The organism is Clostridium tunisiense TJ, from assembly GCF_000300195.1.
GTDB lineage: Bacteria > Bacillota > Clostridia > Clostridiales > Clostridiaceae > Clostridium_J > Clostridium_J tunisiense.
Genome location: NZ_AMQH01000012.1, coordinates 228,244 through 248,687, shown reverse-complemented (window position 1 = coordinate 248,687; position 20,444 = coordinate 228,244). Strand labels below are relative to the sequence as shown.

The following is a 20,444-nucleotide window of genomic DNA, read 5'->3' as shown; positions in this document are numbered from 1 at the left end:
CTATATTTTTAAGACCTATGCATTAATATTCATAAACATACTACAATTAGCCTTCTACAAAATCCCCCTTAAAAGTTATTCATTACTAGAAAAACTCAGCAAATTCCCCTTCAAGAATTTGAATCACCTCGTCTAATACCTGTATTTCCTCTTCAAACTTATTTAGTATTTCACTACTCAAATTATCTACTTTAACGTCTAAATAATCTTCTATTTCAGGCATAGCATACCCTTGATCTTCATGAATGCAATAATCAAAATACTGTTTTTCTATAATACCACTTTCAACTAACCTATCTTCAACGTGCATATTAAGTTCTATAGTATCTATTTCTCCTCTGCGCGGAGAAATCATTCCAGTACTAGTTAACCTTGTTTCCTCCCCATATATATCCTTATATTCAACTAACTTACCAATATCAAATGAATCCACTTTGAAATAGCTATTGTCCCTTAATCTCTCAATTAATTTATATAGGTTTTCTATCACTTCAGGTACAAATCTATTTAAAACGCATTGCGCATTAATTTCACTCACACATACTCTTTTAAAGTCATCTTCTTCCACCCTAAACTTTTCAAGTATTAAATAAAGATTATAAAGTTTTGATTTTTCAATAGTATTATCTTCGTCCTCATAATATCCTACAACTTGTTCTAATTGCCAAGAAATTTCCTCCCATTTATTTTTTTGTTCAACTAACTTTTCATCAATCTCATTCATCATGTTAGCATAACAATCATTTTCTTCTATGCCAAGAAGCACATTTTCTTCATCTGGTAATTTATCTCCACCTGCTTCTTCTATATAAAAATCTTCGTTTATTTGAGCATATACCTCTTTTACATACGCCCTTTCATTATTCTTATATATTCGTTCTAAAAGTTGACTAAGTTCATTAAGTTTTGTTGAAATTTGCAAACTATGCTCAATTATCTTATTTTTTACATTTCTACATATCAATTTATTATGAGCAACCATATTCCTCATATTTTTGTACTCATTCCAGCTTTGATAGAAATTTTCATCTATATACTTCCTAAAACTTACGTCCCAAACAGTTTCTGTATTTATATCTACTCCTTCTAATATTCGCTTCAACCTAGAGTCCGAACCAAATGAATTCAAAAATTCGTTATATTTTTTTCTCTCGCTAATAGCTACCCCATCTATTTGACTCTCTCTCAACATCTCAATTAAATCATCAATCAGCAAGTTATACAATTCACCCTTAACATTTTTAAATTCTGCTCCTCGCTGTTCTCTATACCACTTATTTAGATTTAAAACAGAATCCTTATAAGCTTTATCAATTATTTTATCAAACCAATTAGCACCAAATGTGATAACCATGTATTTATTTATTATACTTCTAAATTTATTCTCATTATTGTAAACCATCTTATACAGTTCAATACATATCTTTTCATTTTGGGTATCCTCAATAAAGTACACTTCTTTATAATAGTCTTTAATACATTCCTTTATTTTAATTTTTATATCATAAAAACCTTCATCAAACACATCGATTTCATGTTCTTTATTCAGTTCAATCTCTATTGTTTTAATATCATTTACTTCACCATAACTTTTTTCAAAAACGCTGATTTCATATATTTCTCCATGCACGCTAAGTCTTCCTGATATGGCAACTAGTTCATCTTCACCTAAAATAGAATATATTCCTGGGTTTTTAGTTAATTGTATTTCTTCTCCTCCTATTCCGGAGCAAATCTCTGCATATACCAATTCCACTTTTGGATATTCTTCTACCTCACTTTCAACATCTTCTTCTGCACACCCAAGTCCATCCATTAATTCAAACTTCTTTGCTTGTCTTAACACAAATTCATTCCCTAAAATAATACACTTTTCCATATTTCCTTACCATCCCATCTAAAATTTGTTAGTTACTTTAACGCAAACATCCTATGAACATTATATTACTAGCAATTCAAACTTTCTACTCTTACATGTTTTATATTGCAATATTATAAATTACTTAAAATTTAAGATTCCCCCGGCCATCTAATTCCCATTATAGCTATAATAACCTATTTCCTATTAGTTCCTTAAATAAATCTTAATTCTACATATAGTTGTTATCCTGCATAATTTGTAGAGAAAATTATGAAAATCCGAGATACTGCTCTCGGATTTCATTTATATTTTTACAGTTAACTTCCTATTTATCTTTATGATAACAAAGCTATTATAAAGTTCTTTAGTTACTCACAATTCTAGCTTTCACCTAATAATTCTAACGCTTCACTAGCCATTGTCAAAATGTTACCTTGAATGTCATAGGCATTTTTTTAATCTTCTTTATTATACCACTTAAGCAAATTAGACTCTTCACACCCTGGTATTGCATTAAAGGATTTTTGTAGTTGCTTAAAAACTAAGTCTATATGATAATGTTCATGATTTACTTCAGCGTAGATTGTATGCATGGGATTAGTTAACAACTCTTCCCCTACCAATTCGCATGAACTTTTAGTTGATTATTTATTGGATTGTATAGGTTTATTTTTAAGCCTGCTTCTTCTAGTGCTTCTCTAATACATGCCTTTTCAGGCAATTCATTCTATTCGATATGCCCCCAAAGGAAGTATTTTTTTAGCCTTTTTATGTAAATATAATAATACTTTATCTTTATATACTATAAATATAGAAACTGTAAAATTCTTGTCCATGATTACGTTCCCTTCAACTTTGCATGTCAAATACTGACCCTATAGTTCTAATGATTTGCTACTATTATACTTTAAACTCAAGTGTAGTTCCAATATTTTCAAAAGACCATTTAAAATCTAATAGTCCTTCTATTGATTTTATGTATCTTTTATTAAGTCAATCATTGTCCAGCCTATTCAAAGACTTTTTTATTACCCCGGGTCGTTATTTTTCGTAGGGGCTTAGGTGGGTGGTTCGAAAAATATCGAGCCAAGAAAATGTAGTCCCCTTTTCGGTGACTTTCGAAGGGGGTTGGGTGGGAGGAACGAAAGATATCGAAAAGGTTTTGTAATGTAAAAATTTGTTGCTAGATGTATCTATTCAATGAAATTTATAAAATATTTTAGACAAGCTTTTGAGCTACTTTTATTGATTTTCTTATTTTAAGTCCCCCTAGCTGAACAGCTTGTCTAAAATTTCCTTTTGAGATATATAAGTATTCTTAGTTCTGACTGAAGTGACATGAAGCGAAGCGGAATGGAGGTCAAGGCAGGGCTAAATATACTTTTATATTCTCCCGTGGACTTAAGTTCAAAGATTATGTCTCTTATCTTCAAATTGAAATGCTAAAGATATTTTATTAAAGTTCAAATTTTATGATTAATGCACCCCATCGGGTACCCGAAGAAAGGACTAGTCTAATGTTTGCAGTTTCTTAGGTTATAAAGGGCTTGAAGAAGTGAAAGACCTTTAGAGCCTTAGAAACTGTTACTGATGACCTGTCCTTTTTTGGGTGATGGAATTGGTGCCCAAGTAAAAAGGGTTGTAGAAATGCTAACTATTAATGTACATTCCACTCTTACAGCTAATAGAATCTTCTTATTTTAGGATTCTTTACTAGTTACTTTAATTAGTATGTTACTATAAATGTTTAAATCTGTATTGCCGTTAAATTTTCATTTAGTACCATTTTATTATTGTTCCAATCTCTATTACTGTCATTTAAGTAATGATGAAAGTTTGTAATTCATGATTTGATTTTTTAGGGATAATGTAAAGCTAATACTGCAGCATAGCGAAAGTTTTAGCTTTACATTATCTTCCTATTAGACTTTATCAAAGTATGTTTAGAGCTTCCTGGAATGAAAGGAACTGTAGTGAAAGGCAGCTCTATATATACTTTGATTTTACATGATGCACTTATACTAAGAAATTTACACAGGTCAATTTGTCGCGTGCAAAAATGGTACTAGAATTAGATTACTAATTTTGCGTTAGTCAATTTGTCCAATGCAAAATTAGTTTCTGAACTTAATATTTAATGCAATTATTAATAAATTATTAATAAATTGTTAATAATAAGCCCCATAAAAATATCTCCTATAGGCATATTTAATATATGAAAGGAGTTGTTAGTATGGCAGTTAGTTCAATTAAAAAATCATCAGCCTTTGTTTTAACTTACAAGATTGGAGTAGACCAGAAAGGATCAGATATATTTGCTTCTCAAAAGTTCTCTAGAATTAATAAGTCAGCAACTGATGAAGCTATTAATAATTTGTCAAAATCAATGGAAACTCTATTAGCCTACCCATTGCATGAAGTGAGAAAAACTGATGATTTCAGTATAGTTGAGAGTTTTTAGTTTAAAAGTAATTTATCCATTGAAAGTTCTAGAAAAATTATAAGATAAGGAGGAATTATTATGGCCAAGGATTTAGTTATGACCTTCTCTGACCCTCGTGGTGAGAAGTCTAATCTTATATTAAAGAATATTAAGGATCCTGTAACTCAGGATGAAATTGCAATAGCCATGGATGCAGTTATAGCTTCCAAACTCTTCAGTGGCAAGAATGGCGAGCTTACCAAGAAAGAATCTGCAGCAGTAGTTGAAACAAATAAAACTATATATGATCAGTTTTAGTTAGAAGGTACTTCGGTACCTTCTTTTTATTTTATAAGGACTTATTGGTGTGAACGACTATTAGCTATTTCTAACATTGTAGTTTCTTATTCTTAGATATGAAAATTTAAGAAGGCCTATAATAATCATCAGTCGGTATTTTTCATAGGGGTGGGTGGGCGGAGTGAAAAATATCTGGTGGTGTTATTGGGTTTCTCCAGGTGATTAGTAATCCTTAATATATAGAAAGATGGTTATAAAGAAGCACATAAATGCATGGAGACATGGAGTTTCAAAGGACCTTTAAGTTCTTTGTAGCTTTTGGAATAATTAATTTTAGACAAGCTTTTGAACGTATATATTGGATTCTAAATGCTATTAAGTTCTAAGTTGAACAGCTTGTCTAAAATCTCCTTTTAGTTTCAAAGTATTTTTAGCCATAGCTGGAATGAAACCTAGTGGAAAGGAAGATAAGGCTAAATATACTTTGGTATTGTGTATTTTCTTATAAACAGCTAATTCATGTTTTCCTTAAATTCCATATTACCTATTCCATCCATAATTAAATCTATAAAGAATTCATTAAATTGCAGGATAAGGATTTCTCTGAAAAAATCACCTTTGTAATGATTTATAAAACCCTTGGAAGTATTTACTTCAACTTGGATTATAAATTAAAGGACTATTTAGGATTAAGACTTGAACGTAGAGAAAGCTTTAATCCCAAATAGTCTACAGATTAGGTGAGTTTGGATTTTATGAGGAATGAGAATAAGCCACTGAGAAAATTACGCCAGAGCATATAGCTCCTTTATGTTTTCTTAGTGGCCTTATCTTTTAGTAAGGATATTAAATTTAAAAACATTCAAATACTATAATTAAGCAGCTTCTTAAGAATGTTACGCAGTAGTTTTGCTACTGAAAATGCTTATACTGTGTGTTAATCAATAATTCCACCATGAATTATATTTTTTGCCCCATGTGATATGTGGCTTTACCTGAACCGCCGCAATCTGGACATTTCTTTCCACCATCACCGTTGCAAGCCGTGCATACTTCAGAATTATATTCACCCTCTCCCTCACATACATCGCATTCGACTATTCCAGTACCATTACAATCTGCACATGGACCAGTCCATGATTCTTCATAAAAATCTTCTTTCTTTTTCATAGTGCGCACCTCCAATTTAAAATTTTGATTTTTAACTTAATTATTAACTTCAATAACTTTAAAATATAAATAATCTTCAATTCGCAAACTTTTACTAGTTTGACCTAAATAAAATCTTCTGCATTTCTCTATTAGTACCATTTTATCATATAACAACTGTAATAATATACCTATTTTTTCACTGCTACAATAAAATTAAAATCAATGTCAAATTCCAACTAATACTTGAATGAGTTCAGAGCTTTAGCTGGAAATTATCTACCTATTGGTTGAGTTTATATTTTAAGACACCTAAAAATAAGCCACTGAGAAAATTACTCCAGAGCATCCTAGCTCCTTGTATACTTTTCTTAGTGGCTGCCCTGTTAAATTAAATATTATGAGATTCTTTTACACTCTTATTTTATTTAAAACTAAAAGTATTCACCACAGTAGAAGTCATAGTTATATATTCCTCTGCTAGTTCCTCTAGTTTCTCACAGAAAAATTGCAAGCTACACTTTTCACAGCTCTTTAGTACCCCATTCTTTAATAAAAAACAACTTAAATTATCTTCATAAGTTGAGTTCCTAATAGCAAGAGCTATCTGCATCTTGTCAAAACTTTGCCCTTCATCACTGGATACTAAAATCTTATCTTCAATCACATTAACACCTCATTCATTATATTTACTGAATAAATTCATGCGCTCTTAATCTACTCTTAGGATTTAAGCTCTTTAATTATTTATCCCTTAAACCTTTGAACTTGCTGACTTACAAAGCTTCAGCTCATGAATCTTCAATAAGTATATATGCTTAAGTAGTGTATTTTCCTATGAAAATATATGTTTTTTTAAATATAAAAATATATATTCTTAAGAATACTTATGGTGGTGTTAGTATAATTTTGTGGACACATTCAGATATAAAATATTAAGATTAATATATGTGAAAGGGAGTGTCCACATGCGAGTTACAGGTAAAAGGTATACCGATGATTTCAAAAAAATGATTGTTGAAGTCTACAATACTGGAAAACCTATCAAAGAAATATGCGAAGAATATGGCGTAACTTATGTAACAGTTAATAATTGGGTAAATAAACTTCAACCAAAAGCCAAGGTATCTGAGAAACCTATAATTAAAGTACCAAAAGAGACTAAGGTTAAAGATAAAGAAACAAGTATAGATGCAGATAAGGATGAGATTCTAAGACTAAAAAAAGAAAATGAGAGAATCTCAATGGAGAATGAAATATTAAAAAAAGCTATCGCCATATTCTCAAAGGATCAAAATCTATAATTCAATTCATAGACGATAACAAGTCAAAATACCCCATTATAATGATGTGCAGAGTACTCAATATTCCAAGGAGCACCTACTATAAAGCACATGATTTAAGTCAGTCTAATAGATCACTAGAAAATAAAAGCTATGAAGAACAGATACTTTCTATATATGAAGACAGTAATAAACGTTATGGAGCGCCCAAAATCCACAGAGTCCTTCTTAATAATGGCGTTAGCATAAGCATTAAGCGCGTTCAAAGACTTATGAAAAAGCTAGGTATAAGATCTATTGTATGCAAAAAATTTAAACCTTACCGTAGCGATAGCGAAATATATCAACGCAAAAATATTATTCAAAGAAACTTTAAAACTGAAACTATAAATGAAAAATGGGTTGGAGATATAACATATATCCATACATTAAAGCATGGATGGTGCTACTTAGCTTCAGTTATGGACTTACACTCAAGAAAAATAATAGGCTACTCTTTTTCAAAGTCTATGGATAATCAGATAGTACTAGCTGCTATAGATAATGCATATAGAACACAGTTGCCTGATCGGCAAGTTATATTTCACTCAGACTTAGGAACTCAATATACAAGTGTTGAGTTTACAAAACGTCTAAGAGAATATAATATACGCCCATCATACAGTATGAAAGGATGTCCCTATGATAATGCATGTATTGAATCCTTTCACTCCGTGTTAAAAAAAGAAGAAGTAAACAACGTAAGGTACTATGATTTTGATAGTGCTAAATTGGCAATGTTCAAATTTATTGAAGGATGGTATAACAGAAAGAGAATTCATGGCTCTATTGGGTACATTACACCTCAAATGAAAGAAGATTTAGCTAGAGCAGCTAATTAATAAAAATATTGTGTCCAAAATATTGACCTAGGTCCATAAACTTCATGGGCACTTAAAGTAGACACTGCTCCAGTTCTTCTAATTAAATCTAAGGCTCCCTTGTAACCTACTTGAAATTGAGCTTCCATCTTTCCAGTTTTATTATTATAAAAAGGCACTATATAAGCATGACCTAACAAGTTTGGCTCAAGTCCTAAGGTTGCACAATTCACTATGGCTCCAACAATGGTTTCAGGAGTACAATTCATAAGCTGTGGATTTCTACTTGCTGCATTAATCCCTATTCTGCAAAGTCTTTCTGGAGTTACATGCTTTGGTACCAAACTTTGAATTGCTTTAAACTGATGCTGCAATTGTTTTGTTAAAACTCCTTGAAAGGATGTATCTGTTTGAGCTGCCACCTGTTGTACTTGTATTTGCTCCTTCAATGCATTTTTCACTGATGTTACATTAGCTTTTGTAGTCATAATTATTTTTCCTCCTTAATATCGAATTTTCTATAACTTGAAGTTTTAATGCATTCCTCATAAATCTCTGGGTATTTTGACTTTAGAACCTTGCTATCTACTGAAGTTCTAACACAAGACTTCCATATAACTTTTCTGTCCTTCACAACCCCTATTTCATTGTCTTTCAGCATATCTTTTATCTTGTTTTCACATTGACTAATTTGAGTTTCTAACTCTTTACTTAAGCACTTTAATTGTTCTCTTTTACTTATTAGGTTATAAGCTTCTTCATCTAGAGAAATTTCTGCTCCCTCTATGCTTCTTGGATAAAGGCTATTTAATAGCTCTGTACAAGCATCACTTCCATCCACAGGTGGAGGTACATTTTTCATCACATGATTTTCCCAAAAGTTTCTCCCTATTTCTATGAGATAATCTATAATCTCTTCATCCCTGTGTATCTCTTTAGTTATAAATTTATTGCCCCCAATTATCACTGCAATATACCATCTAGAAAGCCCTGTTACTGCCATATACCACTGGCATTGAAGTATATACTCCTGTGGCACCTTATCCTCTTCCCAATGCTTTAACTTATATTCACTAGCAGTCTTGCATTCAAGCCCCGCTCTTTCCCCTATAACTAAACGATCCACATTGGCTAGCATAAAAGGGTAATCCTTATGTTGAAGCAGAGCATTTCTCTTCCTCACCTTCTTTCCTATTCTTTTTTCAAACTCTTTAGCTACAGTATCTTCAAATAAGCTACCAAAGTAAGCTGCTTCACTTTGCACATCTGGTTGCTCTAAGGCACCAATTTTATCTAAGTAAATATCCACTGGAGACTTATACTTATTAAGCCCACATATTGCAGGTATATCACTTCCCCCAATACCATTTTTCCTAACCTGAAGCCACTGCTCTCTTTCCATTTCCCCTGTTTTAGCAAAGACTACACAATCCATAATTAATCCTCCCACTGTGTTTTAAACTTAAAACACCCATCAATATCACACCAATAAATCTCGCTAATATAAAACTCTGGATTATCCGCATCAAAAATCTTGTTCTTGTGATGGTTTGTAATATACTTAAGTTCCTCTACTATTTCTTTTGGGTTAAACAAACTAAACACTTCCTTTTGTATTTTTTAGTTATATATTAAATAATCAAACTTCTATGCTTTTGTGTTAAAAGTGATATTATCACCTTATTTTTAGTTTCCTTTTATAACAACTAGCCTAAAAACTTTCAAATTGCATTATCATCTTAAATTTACCCTCACCCTGAATAATGAAAATAACTTCCTTAATCACTTAGAAATAAAATTTCTATTTTAGTCATTTTCTTTAAAGTAGCAGCATAGTATATATTGGACACTTATGGCTCTTTTTTAGAAAAAGCCTTAAAAAAATAAGATTTCTCACTTTACATCCTTTGTTAAACCTTCTTTATAAAAACCTCTAGTAAGCTATTCTTCTGACTCCGAATCATCTAAAATTGCAGCAATTTCCTCTTCCGTTAAAGAAACCAGTAATGCTCTTGCTGATGCCTCAGCTAGTAATTCATAGTAAGCTTCCATATCCTCTGGATAATGAGATACCACAGTAATTTCCTTTGATTTTGCCCTCACTCTGATCTCTCCTTTTTGTTACTTCCCTTCATAATATGAAAGCTCTTAACTTTTAGTTACAGCTATTTCATCCAAAGCTCCCTTATTTAAAAGCTTATAGATGTAATCAATTCCTTTAGGTGTAACTAAGGTTTGAGCTCTATTTTCAATCCAATCACTATGAATTATTGTTACTTCCCTTACTTCAAATCTTTCTGCATCAATATGAAGTTGATAAGGCTCATTGTTATTTCTTAAAACTTTCTTACCTCTTAAAAAAGCAAACAACTTATTTCTGCCAATTCCTAAAATCTTAGCAACCTCTGACATGGTTTGAGAATTACCAGCACTAAGCATGGTGTCATAAGCTTCCACTTTAGGCTTTAAACTATCAAGTTTCTTTTCTGCAAGCAGTCTTGCTATTCTCTCTTCTTTAAGCTTTGTAGCCACAGAAATAAGAAGGTCTGGATTCTCAAGAAGTTCATCAGTTGCGTAAAGTCCATGTTTTCGTATACTTGGTAACACCTCTGAGGTAACCCATTTTTTAAATCTTTTAGCTGCAACGCGCTTGGAACCAATTATTGCATTATATAAACCACTTTCATTTATAACTGTCATTTCTTGATTTCCACCAAGGGTATGCAAAATTTGCATATCCTTTTCATCTTCATCTAACCTTCTTGTCATGGTTTGAGTGTTTTGGTAACTTAATATCTCTGCCACTTCCTTAGCTACAAACCACGGCTCTCCCTCTCTCATAATTACTTTTATTTCCCCAAACTCCTTATTATCAAAGGATTCTATTTTATTCACCCTTCTTACCCCCTTTAAAAACTTTTTACTTTCAAAAATATAAAACCCTCAGCATAGTAACTCCCAATATCTCCTCCATATAAGCACAACATTTTAAAAAATAAGTAACCCAGTGAAAATTTTAATCTCCTTCCTTATAAAAATAAGAAACTTGGCTAAACTATAAAACAGACTAGTTATCTATTTGGTAACTTAGTTGTTAAAAAAAATATCCATTGGTGATACCTTAAAAAGCCTAGCAAGTTTTTCTGCTTCAGCAACAGTAAAGTCTGTAACTCCATTTTCTTTTCTGTTATAAGTGGTCTCAGCTATTTCTAGTATCTTTGCTACATATTGTTGAGTATACTGGTGCTTCACTCTTAAAGATTTAAGACTAAAGTTAGGATTTTTCACTCCATCACCCCCTTTCTTCTTTATATTAAAAATTAAAAGTTTTTTACTTTTATTAATGTAAGAGTAGTAACCCTAAGGCCTTAATACTGCTTTCAAGATCTATAAAGACCTTTTGGCAATAATTTTAAAATGATATTTTTTATGTTACTTTCAGCAACTTCTTAGTCTAATGAGCCAGAATTAAAACTTAATTTAGGGATGGTTCCTCACCTAGTTTCCTTATTCATTATGAATATAGATTTCATTTATAATGAACAAGTTAAAATTCTCTCACAAAAACCACAATGTTTTTACACTCTCTTTAGCTCCTTATAACTTTCTTTAGTCTTTGGTTAAACTAATTACAAGTTATTAAACTTCAGTGTTATATAGTAGTTTATCCTCAGCTATTATTAGCTAGAATTGTTACTTAAGTATTTTGTTATCTATTTGGTAACTTTATTTTATTATACTTTTGGTAACAAGTCAACTGTTTTTGAAAATTTTATTGCATTTTTGGTAACTAAAGTTTTCTTTTTGGTAACTTGTTTTATAATTATTAATATGGAGGTGTAGTTATGGCAACTTTCGGTGAACGATTAAAATTAGTCAGAAACGAAAAAAATCTTACTTTAGATAAATTGGCAGAAATACTAGGGACAACTAAAGCAACCTTAAGTAGATATGAAAATAATCTTAGAGAACCTAAGAATGAGTTTACACATAAATGTGCTAATTTTTTTCAAGTTTCAGTAGATTATCTTCTTGGAAGAACCGATGTTAGAACAGTTCAAAAAAAATCTAACCCAAGCTCATTAACTTCAAAGGAATCCGAAGAGTTAGATAAGGATGCTAATAAGATGATTGATGACTTAAAACTGTCTCTTTCAAAGAACAAAGAGTATCTTAGTGAAAAGGACTATGAAGTATTACTAATTAGCACAAGAAATCTACTTGAAACAATGGCTAAGAAAAATAAAGAAAAATATACTCCCAAAAAATATAAAGATAAATAAGCAAAGGGTTAAAGGGGATGCTATCTTGTATATTGAGAATTATATAAAAAATGTGGTCAATAAACTAATAAGACAGCAAGGAACTACTGATGCTGAAGAACTTATAAAAAGTAGAAAAAATCTAACCTTTGAATATGAATCACTTAGTGAAAACATTAAAGGTTTTTACACATTTATTTCAGAGAAGAAGCGAATTATGGCAGTTAATGAAGATTTAGAAGGCTATGAAAAGCAATTTACACTATATCATGAACTTGGTCACTGCGTTCTAAACCATAAAGGCGAGATGCTCCTTAACTGCCCTTCTACTAAATGCAGAAAAGAAGAGTATGAAGCTGATTTATTTGCTGCATACATTTTTACACTTCATAACAACATAACTAAAGATAACATCAACGAACTTTTACTTCCCACTAGAGCTAAAGACTTAATAACCAAATTTCTTACTTAAAAATATAGACAAGCACTCCTACATAAAATAAATATATAAGACTTAAAATTTTAGATGAAATGCAGTATTTTGATTAATAGCTCTAATTGCACAATTATATGTTAAATTTCAAGATAAGCATACATTGAGCTTTTCTATATGTAACTTTCAATAGGGCTTCTACATTATAAGGTAATTTTGAATAACCATTACTCTGGTTAAATGTCGTAAATTATGGAAAGCATATTTTTGACCAGTTAATTCTATTTAAAAAATGAGGTGGATTATGAAAGCAGCAATATATTCAAGGAAATCACGGCTAACGGATACAGGAGAATCCATTGAAAATCAAATTCAATTATGTAAGGAGTATGCTAAAAGCCACTTTCCAGGTTTAGATGATTTTACAATTTACCAAGATGAAGGATTTAGTGGCGGTAACACTAACAGGCCTATGTTTCAAAAGCTTCTTAGAGATGCCAAGTCTAAAAAATTCAATGTACTTATATGTTATAGATTAGATCGTATAAGTAGAAATGTAGCGGACTTCTCTACTACCCTTGAAACCTTACAAAAATATAACATTGACTTTGTAAGCATAAAGGAACAATTTGACACATCAACCCCCATGGGTAGAGCTATGATTTACATAGCCTCAGTATTTGCCCAACTTGAGCGTGAAACTATAGCTGAAAGAATTAGAGATAACATGCTAGAGCTGGCAAAAGGCGGTCGTTGGTTGGGTGGCCAATTACCTCTTGGTTTTGATTCTGAAAGAGTATCTTACCTAGACCATGAACTTAATGAAAAATTCTTAACTGTTCTTATCCCCAATGAAAAAGAACTCAAAACGGTGAGACTCATCTTTAACTTATATCTAGAGAACTTTTCAATCCATAAAGTTCTTCAGTATTGCTTGGAGCACTATATAAAAGGTAAAAATGGTGGTCAACTTCATTCCATGAGCATAAATGATATCCTAAGGAACCCTGTTTATGTTAAATCTACTGAGGAAGTATTTGATTATCTCAGCGACTTAGGAATGCTTGTACTCGGTGAACCCAATGGCTTTGGAATTTTAACTTACAATAAAAAAGATGTTAAAGGCACCACAAGAGATACAAAGGATTGGATAGCTGCCGTTGCTAAACATGAAGGAGTCATTGAAGGCTCAGATTGGGTGAAAGTTCAAATGGCACTAGATAAAAATAAATTAAAAGATAATCCAAGACTGGGAACATCTAAAAAAGCACTACTTACTGGTGTGCTAAAATGTGCTCACTGTGGCTCCCCTATGAGAATCGTCTACAACAGACCTAGAAAAGATGGAACAAAAATCTATTACTATACCTGTACTATGAAAGCTCATAGTGGCAAAACTAGATGCGATAACCCAAATGTTAAAGGTGAATTACTAGAAAATGCAGTGATAAATGATATAAAATCAAGCAGCAAGCAAAAAATACGGGAACACATGAAGAATTTAAAGAAGGATAATAAAAAAGAAGATATCTCTCAAAAGATACAAATTGACCTAGACCAAAAAACAAAGCAAATGAGTAACCTCTTAGAGCAGCTCGCAAACGCAACTGGTCCAGCTGCAGAATTTATAATGAACAAAGTAAACGAACTATCGAAGGATATATCAACCCTAAAAACTAAACTATCGGAAAAAGAAATAGAGAAACAAATAAGAGAAACCCAAAAGAATAACATAGAGCTAGTAACCAATGCTCTAGACGAATTTCTAAAATACTACGATAAAATACCCGATATAAATAACAAGCGAAGACTACTCGAAACCATAATAACCAAAATAACCTGGGATGGTAATACTAATAAAATAGATATAACCTACGCTGGGGCTAAACAGTAGTCCTAGCATAGGTTAGGATAAATGCATCAATACTACATGGCGAGCATGTTCGTGTCCAGGAAAATCTACATTTTTATGTCTTGTAGTGGCATCTGTAATATTTATTAAATCTCCTGCTCCAAGAGCTATAAGTTCTTCAGCTGCAGTGTATCTACCGTTATTTCTCATGATTCCGCCTACATTTCCTACACCAAGTAATAAGTCAGTCTTTTCTAGTAATATCACTTCGGCCCCTGCTTTTCTAGCTGTTATGGCTGCACCACAACCAGCCCATCCTCCACCAATTACTACTACCTTCAAAATAGTCGCCTCCCTTCAAATACATATTTAGGGTCAGTTTGCATCTTACAAAGTCTTCTTAACTTTTCATCATTGTTCATAATTGTGCAGCACCCACATACTCCTTCACCACAGCACATTTTCTCATTGTTACAGCAAGAAAAGTGAATTTTTTTATTTAGTGATTCTACAATTTTCATTACTTGATAATTAAGAATATCTGCTCCATCACAGTGAACTAGTGATATATCTTTAGTTGAAATAATTTCCCAAAGAAGTTTTCTACACTCCTGGCTTAAAATTCCACCTTGAAGTAAAGTATTACATTCTAATACCTGACAATCGTTGTGCTTCAAGATATCCTGAATAAAAATATTCTCAAAGGGCTTTTTATCAACAATCACTATTATTTCATTACCATTTTGTTTTAATCTTTCGATTACTGGTACCATAGGAGCTTGACCTATTCCCCTTGCAATAAGTAAACAAACCTTGTTCTTTGTTTCTAAAAGGGCTTTAAGTCCTAATATTCCGTTCCAAAATGGACCTTTCACAAATATATTTTGTCCAACCTCTAATTCATCTAAGGTCTTAGTTTTTACCCCTTTTATCTCCATAGTTAGGGTAATAGTTTCCTCTGCGGTATCACAGTTCATAACGCATATAGGAGTATCGAAGGTAGATCCACAATCTGGTCTTCTTACAAATACAAAGGAACCTGGATTTACTAAATCACTTATCAACTTGTCACTAACCTTTATTTTAAAAGTTAACATTTTGTCTTCTATTTTTTCTTTACTAAGGATTTTACAGCATTGATACTTTCTTCCTGCCTTCGCCTTGAAATTATTTTGAACAAACTCTTGATAGATGCAAACTCCGTTCCAATTACAACAGTCACAAAAGTCCTTACCATCTAAATGAGAGCACAAAATACAATTACCTGACTCAGCTAGATGACACGGACAATATTCACTGCCACAATCTATGCAATTATATGGTTCATAACTCATGCTTAGCCCTCCTAGCTTACTATACTATTAGAATATTTAAGTTCCTTATAAATGTTACTGCAAACCAATAGTTAACCTAGGCTATTATAGTTATGGGCTTTAGTACCCTAAATGAAATCTTAACCTTTACATAAAACTACCTTGGAATTAACTCCAAGCTTTAGAAACAAGTTAAATAAAACCCTTCCTAGTAGCCTATATTTCTTATTAACTCTTATGAATTTAACTCTATAGCCAGGGCCAGTGTTTTATATTTTTTAAAAATAGTCCATATAATTCTTTAAAACTCTTACATATTATAAATTTATGCCATTAAAATTTCACAGAACAAAAGCGTGTATTCACATGACCTTTTAAATAACCAGCAACTACTTGCATATTTTTACTCATGTTGAACCCTAGTATTTCTAGGGCTTTGAGGCACTTTTTTAACACAAAAATTGAGTTTCCTATATAATAAAATAAGCTGCTAACAATTGATTGTTAACAGCTTATTTTTCCTTCATATTTATAATTATTGAAGTATACACCTATTCTTTAAACTGCTTTGATAAACAAATTTTAATAACATTTTAGAAGCTTTAAAGCTTCCACCTTCTAAAGTGGTAGTTACTCAGTTTAGATAAGTTACTTTGGCGTAACAAATGTATATTTGTTCACACACTCCATTTGTTTAGTTTAAATCTGCTTCCAAAGTTGTTAACAGAATGAACTTGTTGATTATTTAATATATAGGATGTAATAAAGAAACTCCACTAATAATAACCCTACTTTTGCACTCTCTTTCATACAACTTGCTTTTAATTTATTAAGTAATGTAAGAATACTGTTACAACTTATAGATTTTTATATTAAAAAACATCTTTAATATATTCAATCATGCTCTTACTTTCAAAGCTATCTTTAGCCCTTAAGGGATACTTCATAAGCACTTCCTTTTCACTAGTAACTAGTAACATACCTATATTGTCATCTTTTTTTATAGCCTTTTTTAAAGGCTGTTTAGGAATTTGTATCTCTTTATTTATAACTTGATTTTTTCTAACTGGAACTACAATATCTTTTGAGCTAATAAGATCCACTTTATTTTTTTCGTTTTTAACACAAACTTGACCTAAAACTTCATCTTTAGAAACTATTTTTTCAAAATTATAGTTTTCCTTTACAAAGTCATAAATTCTTTTTGTTTCTTCCCATCTATTATTACAATTTAAAGTTACAATTATAATGTCACTATTTTCATATTTAATAGAACTTACCAAGCACTTTCCTGCATTTCCTGTATATCCAGTCTTGACGCCATTAGCTTCTGGGACTTGATATAAGATTTTATTTATGTTTTGAAAACTTCTAGTAAATCCATTTTCCACACCATCAACTAATTTTGCTGAAACAATATCATTAAACTCTTTTATTTCTTTAGCCTTCATAGTTGCGATAGCTAAATCATAAGCTGAGGAATAGTGGTACATACTATCCAGACCATGAGGTGATTCAAAATGGCTATCCATAAGACCAATTTCAAGTGCATATTCATTCATTAGTTTGCAAAAATTCTCAATAGATCCACTGAGTCCTTCTGCAATTGCAATAGCACAATCATTTCCTGATTTTAGCATTAGCCCGTGTAGTAGTTCTTTTAAAGAAATCTTTTCCCCGCTTTTGTATCCCACCTTGGAACCTCTAATTGAAGCCGCATTTTTGGATATTTCAAACTTCTGTTCCAAATCTCCATATTTCAGTGCTACTAAACAAGTTATGATTTTTGTGGTACTAGCCATAGGAATAACCTTATGACTATTTTGATCAAATAAAACTATGCCAGTATTACCATCAATAGCAATAGCTGATACTGCATTAACTCGCAAAGGCTTACTATAAACTTCAGTTGAAAAACTAGTTAATAAAAAAACCATAATAAGCACTGAGTAAAACTTTAAAAATTTATTTTTCATAATTTCACTCCTTACATCAAATTTAACATGATAAAATTACCAATTTTGTATACACCATACTTTAATGGATATAATATTAAATATAAAATTTTTGGAGGGCTAATTTTGAAAACTTTGTTTGTAATTTTATTTATAATATTAACAATATTATTGTTACCTATTCCTCTCAAAATAACACTGAATTATTCTGGTAAAAAAGCTCACTTAAAAATATATGGAAAAGAAATTAATGTAACTAGAAGAATGAAGAAAAAAATAAAAAAAGCTTCAATTAAAGCTAATGAAAAAATTGAAGAGGATATTATACATAAAGATTTGGTAAATCCGCACAATGCTAAAAAAATTATAACTATACTAAGAAAAAATAAATTTAAATTATCTCTTAAAATAAAATTTAATATTAACTATGCTTTAGAAGATGCTGCTCATACAGCTGTTTTATACGGTTTGCTACATCAATTTACTAGTTTTATTTCTAGTGGTTTAAGCTTATTTTTTAATTTAAAGGATTTTAAGTCAGAAATAAAACCCACATATAACAATTTTTACTTTAATTTTGAAATAAATAGTATAATTTTCATTAATTTTGCAAAACTTATCTATATATGCATTATTATTATCTACAATCTAAAATTTGGGTCAAGAAAATTAAAAGTACCTAAAGCTAAATATAAGGAGGAAGTTCAAAATGGATAATCATCCAATAGAAAATTTAATGAAAAGCACAATGGAAAGCATTAAAGATATGATTGATGTTAATACAGTGGTAGGTGAGCCTGTCACTGCTTATGATGGAACAGTAATAATCCCTATTTCAAAGGTTTCTTTTGGCTTTGCCTCAGGGGGAACAGAATTTGAAAACATAAGAGAAGTTGAAAAAGCTAGCAGACATCCTTTTGGTGGGGGGTCAGGAGCAGGTATATCAATTAGACCAGTAGGTTTCCTAGTGGTAAGAGGCGATTCAATAAGAATGCTTCCAGTGGATCAACATAGTACTTATGACAAAATTGTTGACACAATACCTCAACTTATGGATATGTTTAAAGATATGTTTAAGAAGGATAAAGATAACGAGGATGATAAAGAATGCTGTGCCGAAACTATTGTAAAAGATCCTTCAAAGGGAACAGTACCTTTTGATCCATGTGATCCAGCGGAATAACACCATAAATACAATTAAAAGACTGAATTAAAACAGTCTTTTAATTGTATGCCTATTAAATTTATCAAAATCAAAAGTTTTGAAAGCAAACTAAATCATATGCACTTTGATAAAGAAAAGATGCTTATGGTTTATTGGGTTAAAACTCTAATCAGTTTAACAAGTTTACACATAAAAATTAAGTTATGTCTCATTATTGTCTTCTATAGGCTAAAGAGTTTCATTATCCATGTCAATATCTTTTACAAAGTCCTCTAAGGATGGCAGTTGATCTAAATTGTTAAAATTAAAGTGTTTCAAGAATTCATCTGTAGTGCTATACAAATTTGGTCTTCCTACTACTTCCTTTTTACCAATTTCTTTTATTAAACTTTTTTCAACAAGAGTAGTTATTGCTCTATCACTTTTTACTCCTCTGATTTCTTCTATTTCAACCCTAGTAATTGGTTGTTTGTAGGCAATTATAGCAAGAGTTTCTAAAGCTGCTCTTGATAAGGATTGTCTTATATTAGTTTTTAAAAGTTTTTGTATATGTTCACTATTTGCTGGCTTAGTAACCATTTGATATTCGCTATTAGTGTTGATTATCCTTACCCCTCTACTTTTATCTTCTTCAAGATCCTTTGTTAGGTCATCCATAAGCTTTTCAGTAAACTCTATGGATCCCTCAATAATTGAGGCTATGGTATTAATATGTAATGGATCTCCACTAGTAAATAATAAGGACTCTATTATTGAATAATAAACATTCTTATAGGAAGTGTCTTCAATTTCTAATTGTTCTAAAGTAACTTCATCCACGCTATTCAATCCTTTCTATATAAATATCTTTAAAATTACCTTCTTGAATTACTTTTACATTTTTTAATTTAATAAGTTCTAATAATGCTAAAAAGGTTACGATAACCTCCGTTTTACTCTTGTAGCTCATCAAAATGTTAGTAAAGTGAACTTTAGGATTTATATTCATAATATTTTTAAGCTCATCCATCTTATCTTCTATTTTATAAACTTCCATTTTGATTTTATCTTCAATGGTTGCTTCTGTGTTAATTTTGCTTAAGTAGTTATTCATTAATTCATTGTATAAATTATACAAATCTAACATAGTAATGTTTTTCAGTAAATCCGCTGTGGTTTCTTTGTGATTTTTTTCTTCAATAATCTCAGGTTTTTTGCTAAACATTATCCCTGTCTCTTTTTCTCTTTCAAGGAAAAATTCCGCAGCTACTTTAAACTTCTTATATAGTAATATCTTGTCTATTAACTCTTTTGTTGCATCCACTTCATTTTCTTCTTCATTTTCAATTTTAGGTTTAGGTAATAAAATCTTAGATTTAATTTCTATTAAAGTGGCTGCAATAACTATAAATTCTGAGGTTATATCCAAGTCCATATGTTTCATTTCTTTTAAATAATCTAAATATTGATTTGTAATTTCTAAAATCTTAATATTATATATATCCATTTCATTTTTTTTAATTAAATGCAATAGTAAATCAAAAGGCCCTTCAAAATTTGTTATTTTAATACTAAGTGACATATTAAACTCCCTAATTAGATAAATTTCT

At 31.0% G+C, this 20,444-nt stretch carries 22 protein-coding genes and 1 pseudogene; 8 read left to right on the top strand and 15 right to left on the bottom strand.

Annotation, left to right across the window (positions count from 1 at the left end; all coding sequences use genetic code 11):
• Positions 1–85: 85 nt before the first annotated feature.
• Together C661_RS0112975 and C661_RS24250 are read right to left on the bottom strand one after the other, a co-directional pair.
• Entirely contained in the window at positions 86–1,879 is a 1,794-nt protein-coding gene (locus C661_RS0112975) for a hypothetical protein (protein ID WP_017415759.1), read from the bottom strand.
• Between the two features lie 437 nt (positions 1,880–2,316).
• Entirely contained in the window at positions 2,317–2,454 is a 138-nt protein-coding gene (locus C661_RS24250) for a hypothetical protein (protein WP_242825998.1), read from the bottom strand.
• A 1,640-nt stretch (positions 2,455–4,094) separates the two neighbouring features.
• On the opposite strand from C661_RS24250, the gene C661_RS0112950 reads away from it, so the two are divergent.
• Positions 4,095–4,322, top strand: coding sequence for a DUF1659 domain-containing protein (locus C661_RS0112950; RefSeq protein WP_017415754.1), 228 nt, complete (start codon positions 4,095–4,097; stop codon positions 4,320–4,322).
• Positions 4,323–4,382: 60 nt separating this feature from the next.
• Positions 4,383–4,601: a DUF2922 domain-containing protein gene (locus tag C661_RS0112945; RefSeq protein WP_017415753.1), complete on the top strand. Its 219-nt coding sequence runs from the start codon at positions 4,383–4,385 to the stop codon at positions 4,599–4,601.
• A gap of 942 nt (positions 4,602–5,543) precedes the next feature.
• On the opposite strand, the gene C661_RS21860 is transcribed toward C661_RS0112945, so the two are convergent.
• Together C661_RS21860 and C661_RS0112930 are read right to left on the bottom strand one after the other, a co-directional pair.
• A complete protein-coding gene (locus tag C661_RS21860) occupies positions 5,544–5,768 on the bottom strand; it encodes a hypothetical protein (RefSeq protein WP_192812665.1) in 225 nt (74 codons plus the stop codon).
• A gap of 388 nt (positions 5,769–6,156) precedes the next feature.
• The gene (locus tag C661_RS0112930; RefSeq protein WP_017415750.1) at positions 6,157–6,399 is read right to left on the bottom strand and encodes a hypothetical protein; all 243 of its coding nucleotides are present in this window, start codon (positions 6,397–6,399) and stop codon (positions 6,157–6,159) included.
• 301 nt (positions 6,400–6,700) lie between these two features.
• Between C661_RS0112930 and C661_RS0112920 the strand changes: the two genes are divergently transcribed.
• Positions 6,701–7,896, top strand: a protein-coding gene (locus tag C661_RS0112920) for an IS3 family transposase (RefSeq protein WP_085959904.1) whose coding sequence is annotated in 2 segments (ribosomal slippage) — positions 6,701–7,001 and positions 7,001–7,896 — 1,197 coding nt in all. Because the reading frame shifts where the segments join, the coding sequence is not laid out codon by codon here.
• Here the strand turns inward: C661_RS0112920 and C661_RS21855 are convergent.
• The 6 genes from C661_RS21855 to C661_RS0112890 all read right to left on the bottom strand — a co-directional run bounded on the left by C661_RS21855 (position 7,893) and on the right by C661_RS0112890 (position 11,163).
• On the bottom strand, positions 7,893–8,363 hold the full coding sequence (locus C661_RS21855; protein ID WP_017415747.1) for a recombinase RecT: 471 nt from the start codon (positions 8,361–8,363) through the stop codon (positions 7,893–7,895). The two genes, C661_RS0112920 and C661_RS21855, sit on opposite strands and share 4 nt — an antisense overlap.
• Positions 8,364–8,365: 2 nt before the next feature.
• Positions 8,366–9,310, bottom strand: coding sequence for a YqaJ viral recombinase family nuclease (locus C661_RS0112910; protein ID WP_017415746.1), 945 nt, complete (start codon positions 9,308–9,310; stop codon positions 8,366–8,368).
• A 2-nt stretch (positions 9,311–9,312) separates the two neighbouring features.
• Complete coding sequence (locus C661_RS23680; RefSeq protein ID WP_017415745.1) at positions 9,313–9,471, bottom strand: hypothetical protein; 159 nt, start codon at positions 9,469–9,471, stop codon at positions 9,313–9,315.
• 345 nt (positions 9,472–9,816) lie between these two features.
• Positions 9,817–9,978: a hypothetical protein gene (locus C661_RS23675; RefSeq protein WP_017415744.1), complete on the bottom strand. Its 162-nt coding sequence runs from the start codon at positions 9,976–9,978 to the stop codon at positions 9,817–9,819.
• 45 nt (positions 9,979–10,023) lie between these two features.
• Complete coding sequence (locus tag C661_RS0112895; protein ID WP_017415743.1) at positions 10,024–10,770, bottom strand: phage antirepressor; 747 nt, start codon at positions 10,768–10,770, stop codon at positions 10,024–10,026.
• Between the two features lie 192 nt (positions 10,771–10,962).
• Positions 10,963–11,163, bottom strand: coding sequence for a helix-turn-helix transcriptional regulator (locus C661_RS0112890; RefSeq protein WP_017415742.1), 201 nt, complete (start codon positions 11,161–11,163; stop codon positions 10,963–10,965).
• 557 nt (positions 11,164–11,720) lie between these two features.
• Here C661_RS0112890 and C661_RS0112885 point away from each other — a divergent pair.
• The 3 genes from C661_RS0112885 to C661_RS0112875 all read left to right on the top strand — a co-directional run bounded on the left by C661_RS0112885 (position 11,721) and on the right by C661_RS0112875 (position 14,464).
• Positions 11,721–12,158 (top strand): helix-turn-helix domain-containing protein, encoded by a 438-nt coding sequence (locus C661_RS0112885; RefSeq protein WP_017415741.1) that lies wholly within the window; start codon positions 11,721–11,723, stop codon positions 12,156–12,158.
• Positions 12,159–12,183: 25 nt separating this feature from the next.
• Positions 12,184–12,609: an ImmA/IrrE family metallo-endopeptidase gene (locus C661_RS0112880; protein ID WP_017415740.1), complete on the top strand. Its 426-nt coding sequence runs from the start codon at positions 12,184–12,186 to the stop codon at positions 12,607–12,609.
• Positions 12,610–12,874: 265 nt separating this feature from the next.
• Positions 12,875–14,464: a recombinase family protein gene (locus C661_RS0112875; RefSeq protein ID WP_017415739.1), complete on the top strand. Its 1,590-nt coding sequence runs from the start codon at positions 12,875–12,877 to the stop codon at positions 14,462–14,464.
• A gap of 42 nt (positions 14,465–14,506) precedes the next feature.
• Here the strand turns inward: C661_RS0112875 and C661_RS0112870 are convergent.
• The 3 genes and pseudogenes from C661_RS0112870 to C661_RS21850 form a co-directional block, all read right to left on the bottom strand.
• Positions 14,507–14,764, bottom strand: a pseudogene (locus C661_RS0112870) (FAD-dependent oxidoreductase); the annotation flags it as partial.
• The gene (locus C661_RS0112865; protein WP_017415737.1) at positions 14,761–15,756 is read right to left on the bottom strand and encodes a sulfide/dihydroorotate dehydrogenase-like FAD/NAD-binding protein; all 996 of its coding nucleotides are present in this window, start codon (positions 15,754–15,756) and stop codon (positions 14,761–14,763) included. The gene C661_RS0112865 and the pseudogene C661_RS0112870, both read right to left, overlap by 4 nt.
• 851 nt (positions 15,757–16,607) lie before the next feature.
• Positions 16,608–17,711 carry a D-alanyl-D-alanine carboxypeptidase family protein gene (locus C661_RS21850; protein ID WP_017415736.1) on the bottom strand — a complete coding sequence of 368 codons (1,104 nt, stop codon included), beginning with the start codon at positions 17,709–17,711 and terminating at the stop codon, positions 16,608–16,610.
• 105 nt (positions 17,712–17,816) lie between these two features.
• On the opposite strand from C661_RS21850, the gene C661_RS21845 reads away from it, so the two are divergent.
• Together C661_RS21845 and ytfJ are read left to right on the top strand one after the other, a co-directional pair.
• Entirely contained in the window at positions 17,817–18,407 is a 591-nt protein-coding gene (locus C661_RS21845; protein WP_017415735.1) for a DUF2953 domain-containing protein, read from the top strand.
• Entirely contained in the window at positions 18,400–18,873 is a 474-nt protein-coding gene (gene ytfJ, locus C661_RS0112850; protein ID WP_017415734.1) for a GerW family sporulation protein, read from the top strand. Before C661_RS21845 ends, ytfJ begins: the two co-directional genes overlap by 8 nt.
• A gap of 210 nt (positions 18,874–19,083) precedes the next feature.
• Here ytfJ and scpB read toward each other — a convergent pair whose 3' ends face one another.
• Together scpB and C661_RS0112840 are read right to left on the bottom strand one after the other, a co-directional pair.
• Positions 19,084–19,674 carry an SMC-Scp complex subunit ScpB gene (scpB, locus tag C661_RS0112845; protein WP_017415733.1) on the bottom strand — a complete coding sequence of 197 codons (591 nt, stop codon included), beginning with the start codon at positions 19,672–19,674 and terminating at the stop codon, positions 19,084–19,086.
• A gap of 1 nt (position 19,675) precedes the next feature.
• Positions 19,676–20,416: a segregation/condensation protein A gene (locus C661_RS0112840; protein WP_017415732.1), complete on the bottom strand. Its 741-nt coding sequence runs from the start codon at positions 20,414–20,416 to the stop codon at positions 19,676–19,678.
• Positions 20,417–20,444 lie beyond the last annotated feature (28 nt).

Bases quoted from the DNA above. Each gene is read 5' to 3' on its own strand.
- ytfJ (WP_017415734.1), top strand. From the start codon at position 18,400: ATGGATAATCATCCAATAGAAAATTTAATGAAAAGCACAATGGAAAGC.
- C661_RS0112950 (WP_017415754.1), top strand. From the start codon at position 4,095: ATGGCAGTTAGTTCAATTAAAAAATCATCAGCCTTTGTTTTAACTTAC.
- C661_RS0112945 (WP_017415753.1), top strand. From the start codon at position 4,383: ATGGCCAAGGATTTAGTTATGACCTTCTCTGACCCTCGTGGTGAGAAG.
- C661_RS21850 (WP_017415736.1), bottom strand. From the start codon at position 17,711: ATGAAAAATAAATTTTTAAAGTTTTACTCAGTGCTTATTATGGTTTTT.
- C661_RS0112975 (WP_017415759.1), bottom strand. From the start codon at position 1,879: ATGGAAAAGTGTATTATTTTAGGGAATGAATTTGTGTTAAGACAAGCA.
- C661_RS0112910 (WP_017415746.1), bottom strand. From the start codon at position 9,310: ATGGATTGTGTAGTCTTTGCTAAAACAGGGGAAATGGAAAGAGAGCAG.
- C661_RS0112875 (WP_017415739.1), top strand. From the start codon at position 12,875: ATGAAAGCAGCAATATATTCAAGGAAATCACGGCTAACGGATACAGGA.
- C661_RS21855 (WP_017415747.1), bottom strand. From the start codon at position 8,363: ATGACTACAAAAGCTAATGTAACATCAGTGAAAAATGCATTGAAGGAG.
- C661_RS0112840 (WP_017415732.1), bottom strand. From the start codon at position 20,416: ATGTCACTTAGTATTAAAATAACAAATTTTGAAGGGCCTTTTGATTTA.
- C661_RS0112885 (WP_017415741.1), top strand. From the start codon at position 11,721: ATGGCAACTTTCGGTGAACGATTAAAATTAGTCAGAAACGAAAAAAAT.
- C661_RS24250 (WP_242825998.1), bottom strand. From the start codon at position 2,454: ATGCATACAATCTACGCTGAAGTAAATCATGAACATTATCATATAGAC.
- C661_RS0112865 (WP_017415737.1), bottom strand. From the start codon at position 15,756: ATGAGTTATGAACCATATAATTGCATAGATTGTGGCAGTGAATATTGT.